21 protein-coding genes and 1 pseudogene are annotated in these 23,221 nt (G+C 38.6%); 10 read left to right on the top strand and 12 right to left on the bottom strand.

Going from position 1 to position 23,221, the window contains the following annotated elements:
• Positions 1–210: 210 nt before the first annotated feature.
• The 3 genes from C9J41_RS15800 to C9J41_RS15790 all read left to right on the top strand — a co-directional run bounded on the left by C9J41_RS15800 (position 211) and on the right by C9J41_RS15790 (position 3,979).
• On the top strand, positions 211–1,827 hold the full coding sequence (locus C9J41_RS15800) for a phosphoethanolamine transferase (protein WP_107208484.1): 1,617 nt from the start codon (positions 211–213) through the stop codon (positions 1,825–1,827).
• A 77-nt stretch (positions 1,828–1,904) separates the two neighbouring features.
• Complete coding sequence (locus tag C9J41_RS15795) at positions 1,905–2,576, top strand: response regulator transcription factor (RefSeq protein WP_107287433.1); 672 nt, start codon at positions 1,905–1,907, stop codon at positions 2,574–2,576.
• Between the two features lie 2 nt (positions 2,577–2,578).
• A complete protein-coding gene (locus tag C9J41_RS15790; RefSeq protein ID WP_107294775.1) occupies positions 2,579–3,979 on the top strand; it encodes a sensor histidine kinase KdpD in 1,401 nt (466 codons plus the stop codon).
• Positions 3,980–4,273: 294 nt separating this feature from the next.
• On the opposite strand, the gene C9J41_RS15785 is transcribed toward C9J41_RS15790, so the two are convergent.
• The 3 genes from C9J41_RS15785 to C9J41_RS15775 all read right to left on the bottom strand — a co-directional run bounded on the left by C9J41_RS15785 (position 4,274) and on the right by C9J41_RS15775 (position 6,536).
• Positions 4,274–4,672 (bottom strand): hypothetical protein, encoded by a 399-nt coding sequence (locus C9J41_RS15785; RefSeq protein ID WP_146147685.1) that lies wholly within the window; start codon positions 4,670–4,672, stop codon positions 4,274–4,276.
• Positions 4,673–5,000: 328 nt separating this feature from the next.
• Positions 5,001–5,639: a hypothetical protein gene (locus tag C9J41_RS15780; protein WP_045127031.1), complete on the bottom strand. Its 639-nt coding sequence runs from the start codon at positions 5,637–5,639 to the stop codon at positions 5,001–5,003.
• A 123-nt stretch (positions 5,640–5,762) separates the two neighbouring features.
• Complete coding sequence (locus C9J41_RS15775) at positions 5,763–6,536, bottom strand: GNAT family N-acetyltransferase (RefSeq protein WP_107291293.1); 774 nt, start codon at positions 6,534–6,536, stop codon at positions 5,763–5,765.
• A gap of 149 nt (positions 6,537–6,685) precedes the next feature.
• Between C9J41_RS15775 and C9J41_RS22185 the strand changes: the two are divergent.
• Positions 6,686–6,894: pseudogene (locus C9J41_RS22185) on the top strand (phage integrase N-terminal SAM-like domain-containing protein); the annotation flags it as partial.
• 474 nt (positions 6,895–7,368) lie between these two features.
• Here C9J41_RS22185 and C9J41_RS15760 read toward each other — a convergent pair.
• From C9J41_RS15760 to C9J41_RS15745, 4 genes are all read right to left on the bottom strand, one after another.
• Positions 7,369–7,881: a methylated-DNA--[protein]-cysteine S-methyltransferase gene (locus C9J41_RS15760; RefSeq protein WP_107247676.1), complete on the bottom strand. Its 513-nt coding sequence runs from the start codon at positions 7,879–7,881 to the stop codon at positions 7,369–7,371.
• A gap of 139 nt (positions 7,882–8,020) precedes the next feature.
• Positions 8,021–8,479, bottom strand: a complete 459-nt coding sequence (locus C9J41_RS15755; RefSeq protein ID WP_233217597.1) for an isoprenylcysteine carboxylmethyltransferase family protein — start codon at positions 8,477–8,479, stop codon at positions 8,021–8,023.
• A gap of 458 nt (positions 8,480–8,937) precedes the next feature.
• Positions 8,938–9,390, bottom strand: a complete 453-nt coding sequence (locus C9J41_RS15750; protein ID WP_107286950.1) for a YaiI/YqxD family protein — start codon at positions 9,388–9,390, stop codon at positions 8,938–8,940.
• 126 nt (positions 9,391–9,516) lie between these two features.
• The gene (locus tag C9J41_RS15745; RefSeq protein ID WP_105060337.1) at positions 9,517–11,112 is read right to left on the bottom strand and encodes an ABC-F family ATPase; all 1,596 of its coding nucleotides are present in this window, start codon (positions 11,110–11,112) and stop codon (positions 9,517–9,519) included.
• Positions 11,113–11,444: 332 nt separating this feature from the next.
• Between C9J41_RS15745 and C9J41_RS15740 the strand changes: the two genes are divergently transcribed.
• Complete coding sequence (locus tag C9J41_RS15740) at positions 11,445–12,797, top strand: phosphatidylserine decarboxylase family protein (RefSeq protein ID WP_107245290.1); 1,353 nt, start codon at positions 11,445–11,447, stop codon at positions 12,795–12,797.
• A 125-nt stretch (positions 12,798–12,922) separates the two neighbouring features.
• Here C9J41_RS15740 and C9J41_RS15735 read toward each other — a convergent pair whose 3' ends face one another.
• From C9J41_RS15735 to C9J41_RS15725, 3 genes are all read right to left on the bottom strand, one after another.
• Complete coding sequence (locus C9J41_RS15735) at positions 12,923–13,396, bottom strand: VF530 family DNA-binding protein (RefSeq protein ID WP_005367537.1); 474 nt, start codon at positions 13,394–13,396, stop codon at positions 12,923–12,925.
• A 240-nt stretch (positions 13,397–13,636) separates the two neighbouring features.
• Positions 13,637–14,668, bottom strand: a complete 1,032-nt coding sequence (tdh, locus tag C9J41_RS15730; RefSeq protein ID WP_107290332.1) for an L-threonine 3-dehydrogenase — start codon at positions 14,666–14,668, stop codon at positions 13,637–13,639.
• A gap of 135 nt (positions 14,669–14,803) precedes the next feature.
• A complete protein-coding gene (locus tag C9J41_RS15725) occupies positions 14,804–15,997 on the bottom strand; it encodes a glycine C-acetyltransferase (RefSeq protein ID WP_107294774.1) in 1,194 nt (397 codons plus the stop codon).
• Between the two features lie 265 nt (positions 15,998–16,262).
• On the opposite strand from C9J41_RS15725, the gene C9J41_RS15720 reads away from it, so the two are divergent.
• Both C9J41_RS15720 and C9J41_RS15715 read left to right on the top strand, forming a co-directional pair.
• Positions 16,263–17,174: a LysR family transcriptional regulator gene (locus tag C9J41_RS15720; RefSeq protein ID WP_107205911.1), complete on the top strand. Its 912-nt coding sequence runs from the start codon at positions 16,263–16,265 to the stop codon at positions 17,172–17,174.
• 187 nt (positions 17,175–17,361) lie between these two features.
• Positions 17,362–17,649, top strand: a complete 288-nt coding sequence (locus C9J41_RS15715; RefSeq protein WP_107205910.1) for a hypothetical protein — start codon at positions 17,362–17,364, stop codon at positions 17,647–17,649.
• Between the two features lie 245 nt (positions 17,650–17,894).
• Here the strand turns inward: C9J41_RS15715 and C9J41_RS15710 are convergent, their stop codons facing one another.
• Both C9J41_RS15710 and C9J41_RS15705 read right to left on the bottom strand, forming a co-directional pair.
• The gene (locus tag C9J41_RS15710; RefSeq protein WP_107294773.1) at positions 17,895–18,413 is read right to left on the bottom strand and encodes a hypothetical protein; all 519 of its coding nucleotides are present in this window, start codon (positions 18,411–18,413) and stop codon (positions 17,895–17,897) included.
• 81 nt (positions 18,414–18,494) lie between these two features.
• Positions 18,495–18,857 (bottom strand): hypothetical protein, encoded by a 363-nt coding sequence (locus tag C9J41_RS15705; protein WP_146151676.1) that lies wholly within the window; start codon positions 18,855–18,857, stop codon positions 18,495–18,497.
• Between the two features lie 178 nt (positions 18,858–19,035).
• Between C9J41_RS15705 and C9J41_RS15700 the strand changes: the two genes are divergently transcribed.
• The 3 genes from C9J41_RS15700 to C9J41_RS15690 all read left to right on the top strand — a co-directional run bounded on the left by C9J41_RS15700 (position 19,036) and on the right by C9J41_RS15690 (position 23,218).
• The gene (locus C9J41_RS15700; protein ID WP_107294771.1) at positions 19,036–20,796 is read left to right on the top strand and encodes an ABC transporter ATP-binding protein/permease; all 1,761 of its coding nucleotides are present in this window, start codon (positions 19,036–19,038) and stop codon (positions 20,794–20,796) included.
• Positions 20,797–21,014: 218 nt separating this feature from the next.
• The gene (locus C9J41_RS15695; protein WP_107205906.1) at positions 21,015–22,130 is read left to right on the top strand and encodes an anhydro-N-acetylmuramic acid kinase; all 1,116 of its coding nucleotides are present in this window, start codon (positions 21,015–21,017) and stop codon (positions 22,128–22,130) included.
• 119 nt (positions 22,131–22,249) lie between these two features.
• Positions 22,250–23,218: an LD-carboxypeptidase gene (locus C9J41_RS15690; RefSeq protein WP_107290335.1), complete on the top strand. Its 969-nt coding sequence runs from the start codon at positions 22,250–22,252 to the stop codon at positions 23,216–23,218.
• Positions 23,219–23,221: the final 3 nt, after the last annotated feature.

Raw genomic sequence — 23,221 nt, 5'->3', positions numbered from 1 at the left:
TCCAATTTATTCGCAGTATTGATTTAGATTAACCATATCATTTTCTTCATTTCTAACATCTGTTGAAAGTTAATTCAGTATTGATAGTCAATTTTGTTGAATAAGGGGTGAGCATGTTTGAAAATAATAGTGATTTTAATCCAAATATTAAGTAAGCCTTAAGTTATAAAATGGATGATATGGCTATTCGCTAATTCATAAGAGCTCGTAATGCGTCAAATTTTCCAAATTAAGATGACAAGCTTCATCGTGGTGATGTCAGCATACTTCACCCTATGCTTTAACTATCCGATCCTCGCTAAGATTTTCGATTTAAGCCATTCAGTGTCTAATGTCTTTTTTCCATATACTGCACCGATTGTATTGATGGCGGCATTTCTGATTATCTTCACAGTGTTATGTTGGCCATACCTGTTTAAGCCAGTAATGATTTTCTTAACCATTACTTCATCGATGGCACTCTATGCAGAAGTGAATTACCACACCTTATTTAATAATGCCGTAATTGAAAGTATTTTCGAAACACGTTCAGATGAAGCGCTGTCTTATGTCAATGCCCATTCTATTATCTACGTCATCGTATTTGGTATTGTGCCAAGTATTTGGATTGCAATGGTAAAAATCACCAAGCGAGAGTCTTTTATTAAAGATATCGTTGCTCGTGTCGCGTTAATCGGTATCGCTTGTACAGCGATTTTGCTCGTCGGATTAACGACATTTAAAAGCTATGCTTCTGTGGGTCGAAATAACCATTTTTTAAACCGTATGATCATTCCAGGTCATGTATATGCGGGTGGTAAGTACCTCTATAAGAAGTTTATTTACAAACCACTACCATTTAAACAACAAGGGTTAGACGCAAAACTAAGCCCAAGTAAAAACCATAAACCTACTTTATTTGTGATGATCTTAGGTGAAACCGCACGTACCTATAACTATGCTTATAACGGTTATAAACGTGACACCAATCCATACACCAAAAATGAAGGCATAATATCGTTCAAAAACGTTGAATCTTGCGGTACCTATACTGCCCTTTCCGTGCCTTGTATGTTCTCGAATTTAACACGAGCACATTACAACCAAGATCGTGCATATTCTCAAGATAATGCCGTTGATATTATCCATCGCGCAGGGGCGAAAGTATTGTGGCTTGATAACGATGGCGGATCAAAAGGCGTAGCAGATCGCGTTAACTATCAAGCGATCGATCCTTCACAGCATAATCAATTCTGTAATGGTACCAGTTGCTACGACAGTGTAATGCTAGATAAAGCACAAAGCTTTATTGATAAAGGCGATACAAATAAATTTTTGGTACTGCACTTAATCGGTAGTCACGGACCGACTTATTTCAAACGCTACCCTAAAGCGTTCGATAAATTTAAGCCATCATGTAATCGCAGCGACATTGAAAATTGTACTGACGAAGAAATTAGGAACGTGTACGACAATACTATTCTGTACACCGACTATGTGACAGAACAAGTGATCAAAATGCTAAAAGCCAAAGAAGATAAATATAATGTTGCTTTATTATATATGTCAGATCATGGTGAATCTTTAGGTGAGAACGGTTTCTATCTTCATGGTGCGCCCTTCTCTATTGCGCCTAAAGAGCAAAAACACGTGCCTTGGTTACTATGGTTGCCAAAGCAATACGCACAAGCGAAAGGGTTAAATAAAGCGTGTTTAGAGAAAAAAGAAAACCAAGCAGGACTATCACAGGATAATTTATTCCCTAGCCTATTGAGCTTATACGGTGTGAAATCAAAAGTGATAAATCCTAAGCTAGACATTACTGCAAGCTGTCGAGTAAAAGCATAACTATTCAATGATCCCATTGACTTAATGTATACTTGTAAGACATTACAGGTATACATTTTTATTTGAGCTCTCATTCCATGAAAATACTGATTATCGAAGATTCCTCGGCATTACGTCGTAGTTTAGCTGTGGGGTTTAATAATTTAGGCTTTTCCACTGATGAAGCAGAAAATGGTAATGAAGGGCTCACTTTAGCATTAGACAATGATTACGATATTATTATTTTAGATCTCATGCTCCCTGGCATTGACGGTATGACAATTTTAAATAAACTGCGTCAAACAGGCATTGAAACTCGTATTATTATTCTTTCAGCCAAAACACAAAGCCAAGATCGTATTGATGGCTTAATGCAAGGTGCTGATGATTATGTCACTAAACCTTTTTCATTTGATGAACTCCATGCTCGTGTGGTTGCAATTTCCCGTCGTTGCCAACCTGTAAGCATTACCAATACCATTGAAATTGATGGCTTTCTGTTAGATCTTAATAACAAAACGTTATTCTATGGTAACAACGATTTAGAACTCACACCGAATGAATTTAAGATCATCGATTATCTCTTCACTCACCGAGGTCAAATCCTGACCGCTAGTATGATCAGCGATAATATTACTAATAACTTCGACTATATTTCGAAAAATACCATTGAAGTACATATCTCTACGATGCGTAAAAAAGCGAAAAATATTGAGGCTGTATTGCCAATAAAAAATAAACGCGGTTTTGGGTATTACGTAGAGAGTTAAACATGACAAATCCTCGATCAATTAAAAAGAATTTAATTAACGCGATCAGCGCCGTATTTGGCTTCTTTATTATTATTGTTTTTACTTTCGTCGATTTCAGTGTGGATAATTGGGTTCAAGAACAATTTGAATTAGAGATCCAACAAAAAGCCGGACAGTTTAAAACCATCACCAATATCCAAGATTTTGCACAAACGATTAAAAGCGATAAAGATTATGCCTATTATCAGATCTGGAAAAATGATGATGTCATTTATCGTTCTACATCGCTCAATGATTATCCCAACATCCATTTACTACACAAGAAGTTACCACTAAATAGCTATCAAATTGTCGATGTCACTTTACCAAACCATGAGATAGGTAAGGCATTTCTATACTCTTATCTCGCAAAACCTAAAGATAAAAAGCCAACCCCTATTTATTTAACCATTTATGCATCAACGACAGGACTTGATAAGGTTACGGGCATTCTCGATATTTTACTGATTGGTAGCTTTTTACTCTCGATGATCATTATGCGTGTCGTCGCTAAAATCATTGTGACTAAAGGTCTCGATCCTCTCGTAAACTTAAACGATCAAATAAAACTGTTTAACGAAAATAAACAGCAACGACACAATCACACCTTTGCGTTTAAAGAAAATGCATCCTCTTATATTGAAATTGATTTGATCCGCAAAGAGCTTAATAACTTCCTCGAAACTAACCGTAAAATGGTCGATAACGAAAAACGGATCACCGCTGATATTGCCCACGAAATCAAAACGCCTATTGCAGAACTCATCACCCTAACCGAAGTGCATCAACGCTTTCCAGATGATGAACGTATAGCGAAAACCTTTACCTCGGACATTCTACAAATATCGAACCGAATGAAAGTAATAGTAGAAAACCTATTATTACTACAACGCACGTCTCATTCGCTTTCTCTTTATAAACAGCCGATTGAAATCACAACCTTATTAAGTACCGTGATTCACGATTTAAACTTTAAATATGACGTCATTAAGCAACGTGTAGTTTTCAATAACACACTTCAGCACCCTATTCTCGCTGATGAGTTTTGTTTAAAAACTATCGTCACCAACTTGTTAGATAATGCACTATTTTACAGCGTGCCTAATACCGCTATTAATATTACGATTAATAATGATGATCAGGATGTGGTATTCACTATCACCAACTCATCCTCTATTAATTACTCGCAGCAGGAAGTCGATAAACTGGTGCAACCGTTATTTCAGCATGATGATTCACGTTCTAATAACAATCGCTATGGTTTGGGATTATCTATCGTTGATAACATCTGCAAAATTAACGATTACGAGTTATCAATAAACCAGTTAGAGCATGGGGATTTTCAGGTATTAGTAAGGATTCCAAAAAAAGAATTGTCGTGAATAAACCAGTTGATAGGCTAAATATAAAAAAGCAGCAATGCGTATTATTCATTACTGCTTTTTATATTCATCAGAATATGGGGCTTTTGTTTGAGATAACTTATTTTTAAGCTATATTACCGTAACAAAGCTTAACTACATATTTAAAAGCATCGTTTTCAGCAATACTAGTCCTAAACAGTAAAGGTTAAATACTACTGTTCAATAAGCTCACGTGCAGTGGCTTTCTCTGCTTGATATTGTGCTATTGAACGATTTAATGCTCTAAGAGTAAACGTTCCGTTTGTACTCTTGTCATATCATCGATAACTCAAAACCTAAAAATCCTGCCACTACCTTTATAAAAACAACAGTCCACGTAGTGATAAAGAGCAACATAATTATCGAGTAAAGCGCACTTTGGCTTCCATTTTTATGTTTGGTATTTGTGTGTTGAACTAGTCCAAGTTCTGCTTCTAGCTCTTTACAACGAACGTATTTTTGATTGCGTATACTTCTAAACTGACGAGCAAACATCCAAGAGCATAAGATCAAAAATACACCAATCAAACAAAACAATAGTATGACTATTCCTAATTCGTTCTCGACAATGTTATTTAGCACAAAACCAAGTAGTACAGCGCTAACACCCCAAGTTAAAGTTGAAACGGACCAAACTAAGTTATCATGATGTTCAGCAGAGTTTTGCGCCATCTCATATTCCAACAGCTTGTTCTCATTATTTACTCTCTTAAACCTTTTCATAATCTCTTTCTCAAATAGATGGTATTACGCCGCCATAAGCGATTACAAAGGATTGACAATAATTGCTCGTAGCGAAAGCCAACCCTTTGTTCCTGCTTGCTGCCAACACGTCATGCAATTAACAGGAATATTTAGCCACAGATAACACTCGAATTCTTTTTGGCATCACCCTTGATGATCATTTCAATATTTACTTATATAAGTTGGCTTGGACTTATTCAAAACTTCAGATAGGTGTCGGCTGAACGACACTTATCCTTATTTGTCATAAAACAAATTACTGCTCCGTAACATCCATAGACTTAGGTGTCGGTATAACACCAATAAATCGCGCTAAACTCAACAATGTCATGAACAAACCTATCATTGCTTGCCCAATAACTAGTGAGTAAGCTAAAACCCCTAACGGTGTCACGTTGTAAAACCCGAAGCTAGTCATTACAACAAAACTCGTGTAAACCGCTCCTAAAACACTTTCGTGAGATCCATCAACTGCGAATGAGAAGATGTTTTGAAAGAAAATATATTGCGCTGCAAACCAGAAAATAATCTCGAAATAGTTCTGCATTAACAAGATCACAATTCGTCTATAACCATGCAATTTGTATTCTTTACCAGCCTTGATCGCTCGATATTCATCAAACAAAAGTACATTTGTTTGATAAATTACAACCTCATAAACCCGTAATAATGCATAAGAAGCTATAGCAAAGCCGATATATTGATTATTGATGTATAAGACAGCAGGCACAGACACGATAGATAAAAACACATGACTTAAAGCCCATATTTCAGAAAAACGACCAGTTCTAGCTTTAGGGCATAGCCTTCTGACCAAGTTGAAAAATGAAATTTTGCCAAGCATTTTGAATACAAATGCCCAAAAATCAACAATAAACGAATCTGACTTTTCCATAAATCACTCTTGTTTTATAACGTCACAATAACGGCATTTACTAGCCCAAACTGATTGAAACGCATGGATCACTACGTTTCTATAAAAGTTGCGCTACGAGTAAATGTCACGTTCATTATTCTGTTATATTTCCTTACACCAAACGTTCCTTACGCCAACACTAGTAAAGCCAAAAGACTTGCAATTACGACTGCTAGTGCTGTTTAATTCCACATCCGTTAGGACAACTTCAATACCGTTATCGAAAGCATCCTTTATGCGCGCATCAAGCAATGCTTTTTGGCAACCTCGGCCTCGAAACTCTTCTTGTGTATATGCGTTAGCTAAAATTACATGCTTACTTTCAAAAAAGCTTGTAGCCCATGCGCAAGGCATGCCATTAACGAATGCTACATAGCTACGAAATTTATCAGTACAATATAGCGAACGCTTTTTTAACCAAATGTCGTCTGAACAACTTACCCCAGACGTTTTTAACAGAGAGAGAAAATCGTCAACTTTACTATGTCCCCATACTTCTACATTAATAGCATTTGATGAGTCCTTTGAGGCCAGCAAATTCTCTTGTGTTAGTTGAAGAAATTCATGTTCAAACACATTAGTAAATTCGTGGCTTGATAGCCATGAATTGAGTTCGGGTGTAATAGCTTTTGGTTCAACACTGATTTCTAGTGGCAAATTAATGTCGAATAGCTCAAGGCTATTATCCAATGATTCTAAATTGCAGATATCTCGAACAATTATTTGATTGTCGTATCTACGCGTTTTGTCTACATAAGTAGCGTAAGAAGTTAAATCTGTAACGGAAAGCTCACTTGGTGTATCAGTAGACAGAGCCCGCTCGTTATTGAAGATAAAGTAAGAGTTGTATACTTCCTGTACTCTTTTGTCCTGCATTCATCTCTCGTCTTTTAATGAAATCTAACACCGCACTAAGCGGAAAAATTGTAGGCTAAAATAAATATACCTTTTAAAAAGGAGTATTCATCATTAATAAAGCACTGAAAAATCGCTCAGACTCTCTTTATTAACAATAACTTACCCCTATTACCTTGCAAGGTAAACGTACCGCTACGATTGATGCTTATAGTCGTGCACTACGTCACATCACACATCAACTGGATAAATCGGCAACAATTTAACTACCGACGATTTGAAGCGGTATTTTACACAACTGATCAAAACACATTCATGGAGTACCGTGAAAATTGATCGTAATGACTTACAGCTTTTCTTTAGGCATGTGCTTCAACGTTATTAAAGATGGATATTGCAGTATATATTACCGAAAGGATTTCGTCGGCTACGTGATTATGCTTTGCTGCGGGGTAATGAAAAGAAGCTGCTTCAAGCTATCCAATTTATGTTCATGTTCGCAGAACAACTGACGTTGCCCTCACCGAATAAAACGGTACGTATAAAAGCCCAACCCTTTTGCCCCTGCTGCCAACATGTCATGCAATTAACGGGAATATTTCGACCCAGATAACCGATGTTAAATAATAAGGATAATGGCATTCACGCTTCAGAATTAAAGAGGATTTTATTATAAATCAGGGTATTAATATTATTGGTTCACACCAAGGATAACGCTCGACTGCTTTTTGTCATCACCCTTCATGATATTTCCAATATTTACTTATATAAGGAGGCTTAGGCTTGTCCAACACTTCGGAGAGGTGTCGGCTTCGCGACACATATCCTTATCTGTTATAAATACTATTTAGACTTAGATGAAGAGATTCTGCTCTAATTTTAAAAGACGTTTTTTCAATGACAAACCGCCACCATAACCAACAAGCTCACCTTTGCTGCCAATTACCCTGTGGCAAGGAATTATAATCGCCAATCCATTTGCACCATTAGCATTGCCAACCGCCCTCACTGCGCTTTCATTACCAATTGATATAGCTAAATCTTGATACGTTACAATGTCACCGTATTTTACTTTATTTAATGCGTCCCAAACCGATTTTTGAAAATCCGTACCAACCAGTAATAAAGGAATATCGAAAACACTTCGCTCACCAAGAAAGTATTCTTCAAGTTGCGTTTTAGTAGATTCTAAAACATTGTCGTTTCTTTCTACGAATTCAGCGTTAAGGCTACGCTTAATACGGTCATCAACTGCACTTCTCATTTTACGATATCGAAAGTCACAAAGACAAAGCTTACCGTCATATGAACCAAGCACAAATTCGGCATAAGGATGTTTAAAGTGTTGGATATTAATCTGATTCATTGAATGTCCTTATTATGAATAACTTACCCGTATTTATAACGCCCGCTTAACGGGAATTTATGGCTTGGCTATAATTACGGAGCGTAGCGACGGGAGCCAAGCTGTAAATTTCCCGTTGAAGCGCTTGTTATGCTTACAATTACAGCCATCGTTTGACGTTATTTTTATAAGCAACATACTCATTACCAAAAATAGATGTTAAAAAGGTTTCTTCTGGTGTTATTTGGTATTTATTCATGTAAAGAATAAACATAATTAGTATTAATAAGTTTATAGGGTTAGACAAAAGTAATGCGTACCCTAATAAAGTAGTAAACATACCGACATACATTGGATTTCGAGTGTAACCAAAAATACCAGTATTAACTAGGGTTGATACATTATCGGTGCTTACAGGGTTAACAGTTGTTTTGTGTTTTTTAAACGAATAAACACCTGCGAGGGCAAAGCTAATACCTAATACAATAAATAAGAAGCATAGTTCTAGTGCAAATGGGAAGTTTAAATTAAAGCTTGGTGTAATAAAGCTTATGAGCTTCATAAAGCCAGCAAATAAAAATGTAAGTAATAGAGGAGGAATTTTTTGTTCAAGTTTCACTGTATTTTCCTTGTAAGCATAACAGTATATTAATAAGCATTCTTACTTTTACGCTTTATTAATACTGTAAATAACCCACATTTTACTATATAAAAGCACTACGTTTCATAGTGTTAATCGCAAAAAATCACATTCAATCGATATATTTCCTTTGGTAAAAGTAAGAATGGTATTTTGTCCGTCGGATTAAAAACACAAACAGCAAAACTGGCTATTTAATATCAATAGGTTAAAAACACCTACTGAGATAATTAAGAAAATTTTCTGATTAAAAACGAGACTTAATCTGCAAAATTTACGCTTTCCATTATAACTGGATAAATATACAGGCAATTCATTACCAGCAAACAAAAGCATTTCGCCTAAATTGAAATAGGAATAACGGAGGTACTAAAAGAAAGGAAATAGAGATAAGAAAGATGGAGACAAACGGTGTTCATCTCCATATTAAGCAATTATTATGGCTTGTGATTCTTGGCTAAAAACGCATCCAGTTTGTTAGCGAAGTTTTGGCGATCCGCTTGGCTAAGTGGTGCTGGGCCACCTGTTTGTACCCCACTACTGCGCATGGTTTCCATAAAGTCACGCATTTGTAAGCGCTGCTTAATGGTGTCTTTAGTATACATCTCACCGCGAGGGTTTAATGCATGTGCGCCTTTAGTGATCAGTTCATCAGCTAATGGGATATCAGCGGTAATCACCAAATCCCCTGCTTCGGCTTGTTGTACAATATAATTATCAGCAACATCAAAGCCTTGTTCCACTTGAATCGAACGTAAAAACGGTGAAGGTGGCGTGCGAATGTATTGGTTAGCCACCAGCGTTACGTTCACTTTTGCGCGATCAGCAGCGCGAAATAGAATCTCTTTTACGACGTTTGGACATGCATCAGCATCTACCCAAATTTTCATAGATAATCCTTTCATTCTTTCTCTACGTGCCATAAAACACGTAAGCTTTATTTGTAAAAAAGCCGCCCTATCTAAAGGCGGCTTTCAATTAACTTTTTGGCTTAGCCTGTTTTATTAAGTAAAAACTTAACCAACAAGACCTTTCTTCGCGATGTACTCATCGTAAGTACCGTGGAAGTCTTCTACGCCGTCTTTAGTGATCTCAAGAATACGTGTTGCAACGGATGTTACAAACTGGCGATCGTGAGATACGAACATTAATGTACCTTTGAAGTTCTCTAACGCAAGGTTAAGTGCTTCAATAGATTCCATGTCCATGTGGTTTGTTGGTTCATCCATTAGTAGGATGTTAGGACGTTGCATGATTAACTTACCAAACAACATACGACCTTGCTCACCACCCGAAATCACTTTAACTGATTTCTTGATGTCGTTTTGTGAGAACAGCATACGGCCTAGGATACCACGAACAGTTTGCTCGTCATCACCTGGCTTTTTCCACTGGCTCATCCACTCAAGCAATGTAATATCTTCTGCGAAATCAGCACTGTGATCCTGTGCGTAGAAACCAATATTATTGTTTTCAGACCACTTAACCATACCCGCCATTGGCTCCATTTGGCCCGCTAGCGTGTTTAGGAATGTTGATTTACCGATACCGTTCTCACCGATAATCGCGATGCGCTCACCGACTTCTACCAGTAAGTTAACACCGTTGATTAGGATGTTTTCGCCGTAACCTTGTTTCAAACCTTCTACTTCTAATGCGTTACGGAACAGTTCTTTTTCCTGATCGAAACGAATGAATGGTGTTTGACGGCTAGAAGCTTTTACTTCTGTTAATTGGATTTTATCCAATTGCTTTTGACGAGACGTTGCTTGTTTCGCTTTAGATGCGTTAGCAGAGAAGCGACTTACGAACGTTTGTAGTTCAGCCATTTGTGCTTTCTTCTTCGCATTATCTGCATGTAACTGCTCACGAGCTTGCTCTGCAGCCATCATGTATTCGTCGTAGTTACCAGGGAATAGACGAAGCTCACCGTAATCTAAGTCAGCCATGTGTGTACATACGCTGTTTAAGAAGTGACGGTCGTGCGAGATGATGATCATAGTGCAGTTACGCGCTAGTAGGATCTGCTCAAGCCATGCAATGGTGTGAATGTCCAAGTTGTTCGTTGGTTCGTCAAGTAGCATGATGTCTGGGTTAGCAAACAGTACCTGTGCAAGAAGCACACGAACTTTAAGACCCGGAGCAACGGCACTCATTAGGCCGAAGTGCTGATCTTCTGGAATACCAAGACCAAGTAGTAATTCACCTGCACGCGCTTCTGCTGAGTAGCCGTCCATTTCTGCAAATTCTACTTCTAGATCCGCAACACGCATGCCGTCTTCTTCTGACATTTCAGCCATTGAATAGATGCGATCGCGCTCTTCTTTAATTGTCCATAGCTCTTTGTGACCCATGATCACAGTGTCTACTACGCTATAGTTTTCGAATGCAAATTGATCCTGACCTAATTTAGCCATACGCTCATTAGGATCAAGTGAAACAGTACCTGCAGACTGCTCTAGCTCGCCACCCAAGATTTTCATGAATGTCGATTTACCACAACCATTCGCGCCGATTAGGCCGTAACGGTTGCCGCCACCAAATTTTACTGAGATGTTTTCAAACAATGGCTTATCGCCAAACTGCATTGTGATATTAGCTGTTGAAATCAATGTACTGTTCCAAAATTTATGAATATATCAAGCATTAAAAAAGCCGCCTACTACAAGCGACTTTTCTCTAAATTGGCGCCGAGTATAACAGATTTAGTGACTTACATCACCTTTAAATTAACAACAAAATTGTAACTAGTAATATTGCTGATAACTGCCCTTTTTTTCTTATTTCATACTTACCTTATTTTAATTAAGTATGTATTTACATTGAGTTAATAAGATTTGAAAAAAGAATAATGAAATATGAAGTTATGTTTTTGTGTGATGATTATGTTTATTCAAAGCGTATAGTAATTTTCAAACATTAGGTTAATAAATAGGGAGTTATTATGAATATCCATTCTTTCGGTAACTGGCTACCAAAAAGCAAAGCACATGTTAATGCTTGGATCCAACACTTAAAAACACACACTGAGCAACATCCAGCAGAGCTTGTTCAACCTATCCAAGAATTTAAAGATTTGGTTGATAATGATGAAAGCCTAAAAGAACTCGCTGAACGTATGTTTAGCTATGCGGGTAATCAAAAAGAATTAACGCCGCTAGGTACACCAGAAGTCATGAGTTTTGATGAATTTATTGTGCTATTAAACGCGATTATGACGCAAGCGCCTGAATGTACTGAATATACCGACCCTAAAACCGGCGAACTCAATCCTTGTGGTTTAATTGGTTTTCCTATTAATGCGTTATTAGATTGGCCGATGGCAACTCCTGCTGGCTACACATTCTTCTCAAATGCATTAGTGAATCAGCAAATTAAGAAAATATTAACTTACTGGTCTTCTTTCCTTTCAAGCTCTGACTCCCGCTACGTATTAGTAAACGATGATCTTAATCGTACACCGAAGGTGTTAGGTTGGTTAAATCCAACAGCTAAACGTGAAATGGTTGGAGTCGCTTGCCAAGCCACTTCTGATCCAGCACTTAAAGCATTACCGTTTGAGCACTTTTTCCAATGTGATCCTGATGATAAGTATTATGGCTTTAAATCATGGGATGACTTTTTCACTCGTGAGTTCGTAAAAGGTGTTCGTCCAATTGCTGAAGGTGATGACATTATTGCTAATGCATGTGAATCAGCACCGTTACAAGTGGCAGAAAACGTGGCTGAAAGTGCAGAATTCTGGCTAAAAGGTCAGCCTTATTCACTACAGAATATGATGGATTTTGATCCACTCGCGAAACAATTCGTGGGCGGTACAATTTATCAAGCATTCTTAAGTGCATTAAGTTATCACCGTTGGAATAGCCCTGTTTCAGGAACAGTGAAAAAAGCCTTCATTGTTAACGGTTCATATTACTTAGGTAATAAATACCAAGGTTTTGATAATCCAGAAGGGGCTGATGACAGCGCGCCGAATAACTCTCAGCCTTTCTTAACCGCAGTTGCAACTCGCGCAGTGATCTTTATTGAATCAGACAATCCAAAGATTGGTTTAATGTGCTTTATTGCAGTAGGTATGGCAGAAGTGTCGTCTTGTGAAATTACCGTAAAAGAAGGTCAACACTTAAATAAAGGCGATGAATTAGGTATGTTCCACTTTGGTGGTTCTACACATTGTCTTGTCTTTGGACCGGATGTGAAGTTAGCGTTTGACTTCCACAATACAACACCAGGTTTAGATGCAACCAATATTCCTGTTTGTTCACGTATTGCAACCGTATTATCCGATAAATAATACCAAGATTTAAATTAGCTGATCACTAAATACAACAACGCCTTATTACTATGTCACTTTGTAATAAGGCGTTTTTTTATTGCTTAAATATCAGCTTACTCGTAACTAATACTTACTAAACAAAATTATCGACGGTTACGACCACCGCCACGGCTATTACTGCGACCGCGAGAAGCACGTTCTTTGTAAGCTGAAGCCGCTTTTGCTTGCGATGCTAGAATTGATTCAACGGTTAGTTCCATTGGCTCTTTTGGTACAATGCCATCAGCAAAGGTACGCATACGTGGTGGAATTTCTAATTCAGCGGCTGTTGCACGTGGCATACGCTTAAAACGTGATAGGTAGAAAGCTTCTAGTTTCTCTCTCGCCCACTCTGTTTTCTTCAAGTATTTCACACTACTCGCAATAGACGGTTTAGTATTGAAACAGTTAAAACGCATTGCCGTGTCTAAAATTTCCCAACCGTAGTGATCGACGAGTTCGGTTAGCATTTTTTCAAGGCTCAAGCCATGAAGCGGATTATTTTGTAAAAGTCGCTGCTCTAGCGTTAATTCTTTTTCTTTTTTTGCTGGTTGAGCAGGTTGCTGTTGTTCTTGCATTACCTTTCCTAACGGATATTTACAGATATCTTTGTAGTATAAAGGCTACGAGCAAGAAGTTATAAACAATTTAATTTGTAATGGAATGAAATTTTAAAAGCGAAGGAAAGTATGACGAATAGTGGCAGTCAAAATATGTCTGTGGTGTTCGATTTGAATAGCACCGTCAATTCAACCTATTAATGAGATATCGTTGACAGTGCCGTTTTTATTATGCCGATTAAAAAATAACGTTAAATGTTATTCCCAATCAAGAATAACCTTACCAGACTGACCAGAGCGCATAACATCAAAGCCCTGTTGGAAATCATCAATCTTGTAATGGTGAGTAATGATTGGTGATAGATCTAAACCTGATTGGATTAAGGTTGCCATCTTGTACCATGTTTCAAACATTTCACGGCCATAGATACCTTTGATGATCAAACCTTTGAAGATCACTTGGTTCCAATCGATTGCCATGTCTGATGGTGGAATACCTAGCAGGGCAATTTTACCGCCGTGGTTCATGCTTGATAGCATGCTGTTAAATGCCGCAGGGTTACCCGACATTTCCATGCCCACGTCAAAGCCTTCTTTCATGCCAAGCTCTGCCATCACATCCATCAGGCTTTCTTTAGCTACGTTAACCGCACGGGTCACGCCCATTTTACGAGCAAGATCTAAACGGTATTCGTTCACATCCGTGATCACAACATAACGCGCACCCACATGTTTTGCTACAGCCGCAGCCATAATACCAATTGGGCCTGCACCTGTGATCAGCACATCTTCACCCACTAAGTCGAACGACAGTGCGGTGTGAACAGCATTACCAAACGGGTCGAAAATAGATGCAACATCATCTGAAATATCATCAGGAATTTTGAATGCGTTAAATGCCGGGATCACTAAGTATTCCGCAAATGCCCCTTCACGGTTTACACCCACACCAATGGTGTTACGGCATAAGTGAGTACGGCCACCACGACAGTTTCGGCAGTGACCACACGTGATATGGCCTTCACCCGAAACGCGATCGCCAAGAGCAAAGCCACGCACTTCCTGCCCCATCCCAACCACTTCACCGACATACTCATGACCAACAACCATAGGTACAGGGATCGTTTTTTGTGACCACTCATCCCAGTTGTAGATATGAACGTCAGTACCACAAATTGCTGTTTTCTTGATGCGGATAAGCAGATCGTTATGACCGACCTCAGGCTTATCTACTTCAGTCATCCAGATGCCTTCTTCAGGCTTTAATTTAGAAAGAGCTTTGATTTTCATTATATTAATCGCTTATTTCTTTAGGATACAACATGCTTTTCAGCGTCCATCTACCACTGCATGTTATTGAACCTTTGCCTTACCATGCAGTAGTAGCAATATGTTTTCGTCACATTGAATAACGTAAAGCTTAAATTAGATAATGCCCATCTCTTTACCCACTTCGATAAAGGCATCAATCGCTTTATCCAGTTGTTCTGGTGTGTGTGCTGCTGACATTTGCGTACGAATACGTGCTTTGCCTTTTGGTACAACAGGGAATGAGAAACCAACCACGTAAATGCCTTTTTCTAGGGCGCGCTCGGCAAACTCTGCCGCAATTTTTGCATCACCTAACATGATAGGAATGATCGCGTGATCAGCCCCTGCCATCGTAAAGCCAGCTTCTGTCATGCGAGTACGGAAATGCGCCGAGTTTTCCCATAAACGATCGCGAAGTTCGCCGCTTTCCGCTAATAAATCAATAACGCGATTTGAAGCAGAAACAATTGCAGGTGCTACTGAGTTAGAGAACAGGTATGGACGTGAACGTTGACGTAACCAGTCAATCACTTCTTTCTTACCTGCGGTATAACCGCCTGATGCACCACCCATCGCTTTACCTAATGTGCCGGTAATAATGTCGATACGATCTATAACGTTATGGTATTCATGCGTACCACGACCATTTTCACCCATAAAGCCAACTGCGTGAGAGTCATCAACCATCACTAGTGCGCCGTATTTATCCGCTAAATCACAAATTGCAGGTAGGTTCGCTACGACACCGTCCATTGAGAACACGCCATCAGTTACGATTAATGTATTACGCGCACCTGCTTCTTTTGCTGCAATTAATTGTTGCTCTAATTCTGCCATATCATTGTTGGCATAACGGAAACGCATCGCTTTACATAAACGTACACCGTCAATGATTGACGCGTGATTTAATGCATCAGAAATAATCGCATCTTCTGCACCTAAAATCGTTTCAAATAAACCCGTATTTGCATCAAAGCATGAGGTATAAAGAATCGTATCTTCCATACCAAGGAAATCAGACAGCTTACGCTCTAACTCTTTGTGCGCATCTTGCGTACCACAAATAAAACGTACAGACGCCATACCAAAACCGTGCTCATCCATCCCCTCTTTAGCCGCTTTGATCAACTCAGGGTGGTTGGCTAAACCAAGGTAATTGTTGGCACAGAAATTTAAGACTTCTTGACCCGATTGGATATATACCGCTGCTTTTTGCGGTGATGTGATCACACGCTCAGATTTGTATAACCCTTCACTTTTTACATCTTCAATTTGTTTTTGGATTTGGGTATAGAATGCAGAAGTCATGATGTCCCTCACAGTATTATTATGGTTAATGTTGGTTAGCGAAAATTAGCTCACAACATTCTCGTCACATGATATAAACAACTATCATAGCAACTATATCTGAATAAAAATCGTAGCTAGACCTTGTTTTAAGCTATTTGTATTCCTAAATCACAATTAATCCAATACAGATAACTACAAGCTAATATTGCCATTCTAAATCATGCTAAAAACAACTATTATCCCCTGCGATGGAAAATGATTAATGAACTGTAGGCACAAATAAATGGATACACATAAGCTCATCGCACTAATGCCAGATTTAGCCACCTTCATCGTTATTGTAGATGAAGGCAGTTATACTGCCGCTTCACGCAAATTAGGTGTTACGCCATCCGCACTCAGTAAACAAATCGCACGGTTAGAAAAAGCCTTATCGGTAAAGCTGTTAGAACGTACAACACGCAAATTGATGATCAGTGAGTCGGGTAATCGTATTTATAAACAATGTACTCAAATGATTGATGCGGCTAAACAAGCAATTGAAATTTCAAGCTCTGAGCATACTGTGCCCTCAGGGACTGTCACAATTGCAGCACCAAAAGCCTTTATGAACATTCTTCTTCAACCTTTAGTTAAACCTTTCTTAACACAATATCCTGAAGTAAATTTAAAACTAAAAGCCTGTGATGGTGATATTGATATTATCGCTGAAGGTATTGATGTGGTATTTCGTTTAACAGAAAGACCCTCTGAAGGCTTAGTACTAAAGAAAATTGGCAAAGTGAATCTGACGTTGTGTGCCAGCCCTAACTATATTGCCCAGCGTGGGATGCCAATACATCCGCGCGATTTGAAACATCACGATTGTTTATACCTTGGTGAAAATAACATCGATCACATATGGGATTTTGATAAGAACGGAGAACAAATAACCGTTGCTGTTTCTGGTCGATATGCCGTCAATCACTCTCAAATGCGATTGAAAGGCGTAATAGATGATTTGGGTATTGGGATATTTCCTGACTTTGTGATTAAACACGATCTTGTTGCTGGTAAGGTGATCCAAGTGTTACCAGATTGGACTATTCGAGGCAATTATCACGGTGATATTGCACTGCAATACGCGCAAAGTAAGTTTATGCCAGCAAGAATTCGTGCAGTCATTGACTATTTTACGGCTCATTTGACTCTTTAATGAAAATTGAAGTTGAGTAATTTGCTCAATCTCTCCTTTTTGGCGTTAGAGTAATTATTTTAATAACAATTCATCGATTATTCTTTCGTGATGGTTGATACTCTATCATCACTAAGTAATTATAAATAAAAGCATTTTTATACAATTAGACGTTAGAAAATGCACTAATACATCAAGGATAGAGCATATGAATGCTAAAATTATCGAAAACCACGATGAGTTGATGTACTGGATGAATTTAGTTGAAAAAGAGTATGGACACTCAATTTTGATTAATACTTCGATTCATTTTGTATCTGGTACATATGAAGATGGCACCACAGGCCATGCGATTGAAATCACTAATGATCAAGAAGAGCTGATTGCACGCTCTCCAGTTAGCCTTGAACTAATGAATTTTGCCAATAAGATGCAATCAGTCGTTTCGGATCAAGGCGTACAAAGTTTAAAAGGCAATACGACTAGATTACATTAATGATTAATTCACATTGTCTTTCTAATGAACAATAAAAAGCCACTAACCCAGTCAAGCCTATACGGATAATTGGATCTCAAGCAGGTGTCAAATAGAAAGCCATGCAGAAAAATGTATGGCTTTTTCGTTATTTAGTTACAATGCAGATACTACAAATACTTTAGCTTTTATATTAACTGGTATTAATCGGCAATAATTTGGGCTTTGATTAGAAGGAAGCAACACCGTTCTCGGCTAAAGTAAGTTTATAAAGTTGCTACATATGTAATACAGTAACTAACTTCTGAAGGCTCATTTTCATTGAGATATAATGGAACATACCTAATCTCGGATTCTTTGTTATTTGAGCCAGAATACTTTATTAGATCTGGATAACAAGCATCTGGTAAGTACTTGTCATAAACTGGAGCAATTCTCCATAAAGTATGGCTCCCTATTTCAATTACCTCGTATAAATGCCGGCCTTTCTTCTCTCTTCTCGCACTAACAACGCCTTTAAGTACTTGTGCATCTTCAAGTACTAATTTATCCCTGCCCCATTTAGAGTTAAACATCACATCATCAATCGCGAGTAAGCCAACCAAAGCTATAAAAGCAATAGCTGCTGTTAACGAAACTAAAACTTTTTCCTGCTTTTTCAGGTTTAATTTAATAGAGATTAAATAGCCGATTACCCCGAATATGAATAGACCGGGCAACATCCAAAGAAACTCAATTAGTAACTTACTAGTTCCAGATTCAGAAAATAAATTAAATATTTCCATAACTATTTGTCTCTAAATCAATTTTTAAATGTCCGTTTATCGCTCAAAGAAGTCTAACAGTACGACAATATATCAGCTATTTTATTTGTATTTATCAAAATAAATTATCTTCTCAACCTTTACAGGCCCCTTAGCTAAGCCCAATTTCATTGCAGGCGTTGACTTGTGCTTGTCATCTACATTGCAATAGTTGTAGTAGACTCTAAATATCTCGCCAAGCTTAATGTAAATCTCTGGATTATAGGGTTGATAACCGTACCAAGTACCTTGGTTTGTGTTGGCTGTTCGAGTTGGTCTTGAAAATGGGTTAAGTGAAGTCCTAACCTGATTAAAGAATCTATCAATCGCATTTAGAGAAGCTTTCTTATAGAGGTTTACCTGATGGTCTAAATCATACCTTTCGATGTTCGTGACCGCAGCGATACGCTTCTCAATTTCATTCATGCTAGGCATTGGGTTTCTAACCCAAGCTTCAAATCCAATTATCCGTATAGGCTTGCTAACCCAGTGGCTTTTTTGTTAGATGTAAAGCATTATTCAATGACTGATATAAAGTGATTACGATCTTTCAATTAGAAAAGTACGTATTAAGTGATTTGTAGCAAGGGGTCTTTCCAACACTATGAGTAAGAATAACAACAAAAGGCTCAGTATCCTTTTAAAGCTTAAGACCTACATTACACCGTATAAGTGGCGTGTAATTGCTGCTTTAGCTTCTCTTCTCACCACAGCCAGTCTAACACTCTCAATTGGTTACGGGGTTCGTATTTTGATTGATCAGGGGTTTGCCCAACAATCACTGACCGACCTTAGCCATGCCATTCAATTTATTATTGGCGTGACTATCTGTATCTCAGTTGGCACATATTTTCGTTTTTATCTCGTCTCTTCCGTTGGTGAGAGAGTGAGTGCTGATATCCGTCTTGCCGTATTTAACCATGTTATCTCACTACACCCTAGTTACTTTGAAACTAACAGTAGTGGCGACATTATGTCACGACTAACGACTGATACCACTTTATTGCAAAATATAATTGGCTCCTCATTTTCAATGGCCATGCGCAGTGCATTATTATGTTTCGGCGCCATAATCATGTTGTTTGCGACCAACTTTAAACTGACATTTATCGTTCTTGCTTCTGTTCCTTTTATATTGATACCTATTTTATTTTTCGGACGACGTGTACGCGCATTATCAAGAAAAAGCCAAGATACGATGGCAGATATTGGTAGCTATGCAGGAGAAGCCATTGAGCATATTAAAACAGTACAAAGTTTTAGTGCTGAGCAATATGAAAAGCAAGCTTTTGCGGAGGAAGTAGAAAAAGCCTATGAGGTGGGGCGACAACGAGTAAAACAACGCGCTATTTTAATAGCCGGTGTCATTGCCATCGTTTTTAGCGCAATTGCAGGCATGCTATATGTTGGTGGCAGTGATGTAATAAAGGGTGAAATGTCAGCTGGTGATTTAGGGGCTTTCGTTTTTTATGCCATCATGGCTGCATCATCAATGGCAAATATCTCAGAAGTGCTTGGTGAGTTACAAAGAGCAGCTGGCGCGACGGAAAGACTCATAGAAATCCTGCAAGTAAAAAGTGATATTTGTACGCCACATGATCACGAATCAATTGACTGTTCTCAGCCATCAGACATTCGTTTTAACAATGTGAGCTTTCACTACCCTTCTCGCTTAAATCATCCCGCTATCAATCAATTAAACTTAGTTGCTGAACAAGGAAAAATTTTAGCTCTTGTAGGACCGTCAGGTGCTGGTAAAACAACGCTTTTTGAATTACTTCAACGTTTTTACGATCCACAACAAGGCCAAGTTTTAGTTGGTAATAAAGATATTCGCCAATTTGCTCCAAATGAACTTCGTCAACACATGGCACTCGTTCCGCAGCAACCTGCATTATTCAGTAATGATGTATTCCATAACATTCGTTACGGCAACCCAGATGCAACAGATGAAGAAGTGATTGAAGCGGCAAAAAAAGCCCATGCCCATGCGTTTATTGAAAAACTACCTAATGGTTATCATAGCTTCTTAGGCGAGCGAGGCGTGCGTTTATCTGGTGGTCAAAAACAAAGAATTGCGATTGCACGGGCTATCCTTAAAAACCCTAAAATTCTTCTACTTGATGAAGCAACCAGTGCGCTAGACAGTGAGAGCGAACACCATGTACAGCAAGCACTTGAAGAACTAATGAAAGATCGTACTACATTAATCATTGCTCACCGACTATCAACGATACAGCACGCAGATAAAATCGCTGTATTAGAGGGTGGCGAACTTATTGATGAAGGCGATCATGAATCATTACTTAAAAGCTGCGAACTATACCAGCGCTTAGTCCATCTTCAGTTCAAGCATTTAAAATAAGACTATCTCGATATTACTTATTCACTCGTAATATCACTTCAATAGCCGACACTCCGTCGGCTGTTTCTTAGATCAATTTCAAAACCTTTTGGGCTATTCGCCTATATTTTGGTTTCACTTTTAAAATATATGCAAAGCACTTCGTTAAAATCTATTTAATTATGAAACAGTAAGCTCTAAAGTATGGCTACAGCCTTGTAATATGTATGGAATTTGCGATGGAAAAGTATATTGGCCTAATGTCTGGCACTAGCATGGACGGTGTTGATGCTGTGTTGGTTGAAATAGATAACACTAAAATCACCCTATTAGGCAATTATGACCACCCAATGCCGAGTGATTTAAAGCAAGCATTACTCGACGTTTGTATTGGACAGTCAACCAATCTCCTAGCCATTGGCGAGCTTGATCACCGTTTAGGCCATTTATTTGCAGATGCAGTAAATGGATTACTTGAGAAAACAGCTACCTCAGCAGAGAGTATCAAAGCCGTTGCCAGTCACGGTCAAACCGTTTTCCATGCTCCCGATTCACCCTATCCTTTTACCATGCAATTAGGTGACGCCAATATCATCGCTGCTAACACAGGGATTACTACCGTTGCTGATTTTCGCCGTAAAGACATGGCATTTGGCGGTCAAGGTGCGCCATTAGTGCCTGCATTCCACCAGCAACTATTTAGCGATAAAAACATTAATCGTGTCATTTTAAACATTGGCGGTATTTCCAATATAACCGTTCTGACACCGAATAAACCCGTAATAGGTTTTGATACTGGTGTTGGCAACATGTTAATGGATGCATGGATCAACCTACACCTTCAACAAAGCTATGATAAAAATGCACAGTGGGCATTATCAGGAAAGGTTAACTCAAAGCTATTAGCTAACCTACTCAGCGAACCTTACCTATCACTATCTGCACCGAAAAGTACTGGACGAGAATTGTTTAACTTGCCTTGGTTAGAGCAACATTTATCAGGTTTAACCATTAAGCCTGAAGATGTACAGGCAACCTTAGCGGAATACACTGCAGTAACCATTGCCAACGATGTAAGAAAAACAGCGCAAGATACGCCCGATAACATGCCTAATGAGTTATTAGTGTGTGGTGGCGGAGCCCATAACCCATTAATAATGCGTCGTTTAACAGAACTGCTAATTGATTGGACAGTGACGACCACCAATGAGCGTGGTGTCGATAGCGATAACATGGAAGCAATGGCATTTGCATGGCTTGGCTATCGCACGCTACATGGATTATCAGGTAATTTACCCGAAGTAACTGGCGCATCACGATTAACCACATTAGGTGCAATTTACCCTGCGCCGTGATTTCTGACGCTGACCTAAAATAACGAAGAAACAATCTGTTATACTCATTGCCATCTTTAAAAACCACGCTTTTCAGTGGTTTTTAACATGGCACACGCTAAATTGAAGACAGATCTAATATGAATACAATGAACAATAATGCGTTAGATTCCGATCATATTTGCGCAAAAGATTTGAACCAAATCGCCCTAATTTCATGTTCAACTCAATATGATGAACAAAGCGTCAATAACGTGGTTGATACTTTTATTGCCCATGGTTACATGGTTACCACCAAATATTTAAACCAAGTGATTTCCGACATCGGTTATGTGAATACAGATCAAGAACGAGCAAATAACCTTATTGCCGCTTTACTGGATCCTACGATTGATGTCCTATGGTTCTTCCGTGGTGGTGGTGGCGCGTTAAACCTCTTGCCATTTTTGCACGCTTACAAGATACAGTTGCAGGAAATAAAACCAAAAATGATTGTTGGTTTTAGCGATGTTACAGCTATCCATAGTTTTATTAATAACGAATTAGGCTGGCAATCAGTCCATGCTGTGAACGCCTCAACCAATCAAGCGACCAACGGCGGTAATGAGCAACCTATTCCTGATTTAAAAACCTTAATAAATGACGGGGTGAGCTACAACAACGTATTGCCTCTCAATGATTTAGCTAAGAGCGCATCTGTATCGGGTCAGCTTATCGGTGGTAATCACACATTAGTTTCAGCCACCTTTGGCACACATTACCAACCTGATTTTTCAAATAAAGTCCTACTGCTGGAAGATATTGGCGTTACTTACCGCCAGCTTGATCGCTATCTTCAGCAATTACTGTTCTTAAAAGACTTTGACGTTAATGCGATTGTGTTTGGTCAGTACTACAACATGGATCCTAACGATCAAGACCGTCTAATGTATAAACATGTGCTTGAACAATTTGCTAAACAACTTGGCAAACCCGTGTATTACTTCCCTTTTATCGGTCACGGTAAATATAACCAACCGGTTATTTTTGGTCGTCAAGTTTCGTTACAGCGTCACGAATTAAACGAGCATGGTATGCCATCTGATTACTGTAATTTGACGCAAAATTAAGAC

Origin of the sequence: Photobacterium sp. GB-50, assembly GCF_003026755.1 — a bacterium.
In the GTDB taxonomy this organism is placed as follows: domain Bacteria; phylum Pseudomonadota; class Gammaproteobacteria; order Enterobacterales; family Vibrionaceae; genus Photobacterium.
Note: the sequence above shows the minus strand (reverse complement) of the source record. Positions and strands in the feature narration are given on the sequence as shown.

Excerpts from the sequence above, each read along its gene's own strand:
- C9J41_RS15800 (WP_107208484.1), top strand. The coding sequence starts at position 211 with ATGCGTCAAATTTTCCAAATTAAGATGACAAGCTTCATCGTGGTGATG.
- C9J41_RS15795 (WP_107287433.1), top strand. The coding sequence starts at position 1,905 with ATGAAAATACTGATTATCGAAGATTCCTCGGCATTACGTCGTAGTTTA.
- C9J41_RS15790 (WP_107294775.1), top strand. The coding sequence starts at position 2,579 with ATGACAAATCCTCGATCAATTAAAAAGAATTTAATTAACGCGATCAGC.
- C9J41_RS15785 (WP_146147685.1), bottom strand. The coding sequence starts at position 4,672 with ATGGCGCAAAACTCTGCTGAACATCATGATAACTTAGTTTGGTCCGTT.
- C9J41_RS15780 (WP_045127031.1), bottom strand. The coding sequence starts at position 5,639 with ATGGAAAAGTCAGATTCGTTTATTGTTGATTTTTGGGCATTTGTATTC.
- C9J41_RS15775 (WP_107291293.1), bottom strand. The coding sequence starts at position 6,536 with ATGCAGGACAAAAGAGTACAGGAAGTATACAACTCTTACTTTATCTTC.
- C9J41_RS15760 (WP_107247676.1), bottom strand. The coding sequence starts at position 7,881 with ATGAATCAGATTAATATCCAACACTTTAAACATCCTTATGCCGAATTT.
- C9J41_RS15750 (WP_107286950.1), bottom strand. The coding sequence starts at position 9,390 with ATGAAAATTTGGGTAGATGCTGATGCATGTCCAAACGTCGTAAAAGAG.
- C9J41_RS15740 (WP_107245290.1), top strand. The coding sequence starts at position 11,445 with ATGAATATCCATTCTTTCGGTAACTGGCTACCAAAAAGCAAAGCACAT.
- C9J41_RS15735 (WP_005367537.1), bottom strand. The coding sequence starts at position 13,396 with ATGCAAGAACAACAGCAACCTGCTCAACCAGCAAAAAAAGAAAAAGAA.
- tdh (WP_107290332.1), bottom strand. The coding sequence starts at position 14,668 with ATGAAAATCAAAGCTCTTTCTAAATTAAAGCCTGAAGAAGGCATCTGG.
- C9J41_RS15725 (WP_107294774.1), bottom strand. The coding sequence starts at position 15,997 with ATGACTTCTGCATTCTATACCCAAATCCAAAAACAAATTGAAGATGTA.
- C9J41_RS15720 (WP_107205911.1), top strand. The coding sequence starts at position 16,263 with ATGGATACACATAAGCTCATCGCACTAATGCCAGATTTAGCCACCTTC.
- C9J41_RS15715 (WP_107205910.1), top strand. The coding sequence starts at position 17,362 with ATGAATGCTAAAATTATCGAAAACCACGATGAGTTGATGTACTGGATG.
- C9J41_RS15710 (WP_107294773.1), bottom strand. The coding sequence starts at position 18,413 with ATGGAAATATTTAATTTATTTTCTGAATCTGGAACTAGTAAGTTACTA.
- C9J41_RS15705 (WP_146151676.1), bottom strand. The coding sequence starts at position 18,857 with ATGAATGAAATTGAGAAGCGTATCGCTGCGGTCACGAACATCGAAAGG.
- C9J41_RS15700 (WP_107294771.1), top strand. The coding sequence starts at position 19,036 with ATGAGTAAGAATAACAACAAAAGGCTCAGTATCCTTTTAAAGCTTAAG.
- C9J41_RS15695 (WP_107205906.1), top strand. The coding sequence starts at position 21,015 with ATGGAAAAGTATATTGGCCTAATGTCTGGCACTAGCATGGACGGTGTT.
- C9J41_RS15690 (WP_107290335.1), top strand. The coding sequence starts at position 22,250 with ATGAATACAATGAACAATAATGCGTTAGATTCCGATCATATTTGCGCA.